Origin of the sequence: Halorubrum sp. Boch-26 (assembly GCF_029889805.1) — an archaeon.
Lineage (GTDB): Archaea > Halobacteriota > Halobacteria > Halobacteriales > Haloferacaceae > Halorubrum.
In genome coordinates, this window is record NZ_JARANT010000162.1 from 1 (window position 1) to 2,332 (window position 2,332).

General features: G+C 70.3%; 1 protein-coding gene. It reads left to right on the plus strand.

Annotated elements, in window-relative coordinates:
- The first annotated feature begins 225 nt into the window (after positions 1-225).
- Positions 226-2,043, plus strand: coding sequence for an arginine--tRNA ligase (gene argS, locus OQF71_RS14355; RefSeq protein WP_280588492.1), 1,818 nt, complete (start codon positions 226-228; stop codon positions 2,041-2,043).
- Positions 2,044-2,332: the final 289 nt, after the last annotated feature.

Here is a 2,332-nt window from a genome sequence, read left to right on the forward strand (position 1 = left end):
GGTCGCCCCTTTGAATCCCACCCCGCACAGCAACCGCACCTCTCACCTCCCCAGCCTCGTCGGTCGCCCTCCGCTTCGCTTCGGGCGACGACTCCCTCGCACGCGCTCCTCGCACCCGCTGGGCGCTCGGAGGCGCGCGCCACCGCAAATCCGCGGCTTCGCGTCCGTCCTCCTCCCGCGCCCCGCTTCGGAAGGGCCTTTTACGCCGACCGACGAACGGACGGTATGTTCAGGCAGTTCCGGTCGGAGGTGGCCGACGCGCTCGGCGACGCGCTCGACGCGTTGGACCTCCCGACCGACGACCTCGGCATCGAACGCCCGCCCGATGACATGGACGCGACGCTCGCCTCCAGCGTCGCGTTCCGACTCGCGGGCGAGGTCGGCGCCGCTCCGCCGAGCGTGGCCGCGGATGTCGCGGACGCGGTCGACGCCGCCGGCTACGACTACCTCGCCGCGGTCGACACCGCCGGACCGTATGTCAACTTCCACGCCGGCGAGCGCTACCTCGTCGACACGCTCGACGCGGCCGCCGCCGACGCGGGCTACGGCGCGCTCCCCGACCGCGACACGTCGGTCGTCGTCGAGCACACGAGCGCGAACCCGACCGGCCCGGTCCACGTCGGCCGCGCGCGAAACCCGATCGTCGGCGACGCGGTCGCGAACCTCTTGTCGTACGCCGGCTACGACGTCGACCGCCACTACTACGTCAACGACGCCGGTCGCCAGATGGCGGTGTTCACGTGGGCCCACGAGCGGTTCGACGAGTCGGAGTTGGAGGAAGAGCCCGCCCGCGACCGCGCCGAGTACGACCTCGTCCGGTACTACCGCAAGGGGAACGCGTACCTGGAGGCGGCCGAACCCGACGAGGCCGAGGCCGCGGAGGCGGAGATCGCCGCGATCCTGCAGGGGCTCGAAGCCGGCGACGAGGAGACGTACGAGCGCGTCGGCGAGGTCGTCGACACCGTTCTCGGCGGGATGAAGGAGTGCCTCGCGCGGCTCCCCGCCGAGTTCGACGAGTTCGTCAAGGAGACACGGTTCATGCGCGACGGTTCCACCGACGACATCGCCGCGCGGCTCAAGGAGACCGAGCAGGCCGTCTACGAGGAGGACGCCTGGCAGCTGGAGCTCGACGAGTGGGGGATCGACAAGAACCTCGTCTTCCTGCGCTCCGACGACACCAGCCTCTACACCACCCGCGACCTGGCGCACCACGAGTGGAAGTTCGCGAACTACGACCGCGCCGTCACCGTGCTCGGCGAGGACCACAAGCTGCAGGCCGACCAGCTCGACGCGACCTTAGAGCTGCTCGGCAACGACACCGACCGGCTCGGCCACGTCATCTACTCGTACGTGAACCTGCCCGACGGGAAGATGTCCACTCGCCGCGGGACCGGCGTGATGCTCGACGACCTGCTCGACGAGGCGATCGACCGCGCCCGCGAGGCGGTCGAGAGCCGGATGGACGACCGCATCCGTGACGACGACCTCACCGAGGCGGACGTCGAGCGCATCGCCCACCAGGTGGGTATCGGCGCGGTCCGGTACGACATCGTCTCCAAACAGCCCGCGAAGGCCATCACCTTCGAGTGGGAGGACGCGCTCGACTTCGAGGCGCAGTCGGCCCCGTTCGTCCAGTACGTCCACGCGCGCTGCGCCGGCATCCTCGACGAGGCCGCGGCCGCCGGGGTCGACGTGCCGGGCGTGACGGGGGGACCCGACGGGTCCGAGAGCGCGGTCGACCCCGACGCCCTCGACGTCGACGCGAGCGCGTTGGAAACCGACGCGGCGCGCGAGCTCCTCCGCGAGGTCGCCCGCTTCCCCGCCGTCATCGAGACGGCGGCCGACGACTTGGAGCCGCACACGATCGCGACGTTCACCCGGGAGTTCGCCGACGCGTACAACGCCTTCTACCGAGAGTGTCCGGTCGTGACCGCCGAGGACGACGAGCTGCGGGCCGCCCGCGTCGCGGTCGTCGCGGCCGCCAAGCACACGATGGCGAACGCGCTCGACGTGCTCGGGGTCGAGGCGCCCGAGTCGATGTAGGATCTGGACAATTGGGTCGGTCGTTCGGTTCTTTTCGATCGAAGTGGTGTCGTCGTTGGCACGGTGAATACCGCCGAACCAGTCGCTCGGCCGTGCGTCCTCGATGACTCCCCGATGAACACCTCCAAAGCCCCAGCCGCGACGACTCGATGGGCTCGCTGCGCTCCTCGGTCGCTCGTTTCACTCGCTCCCTGCGGTGCTCGCGTCGCCCGTCTTCGTCCTCGCGACTGCCCCTTTGAGTCCCCCCCGACAGCACCGCCCCGCACCTCACGCCTCCCCAGCCTCGTCA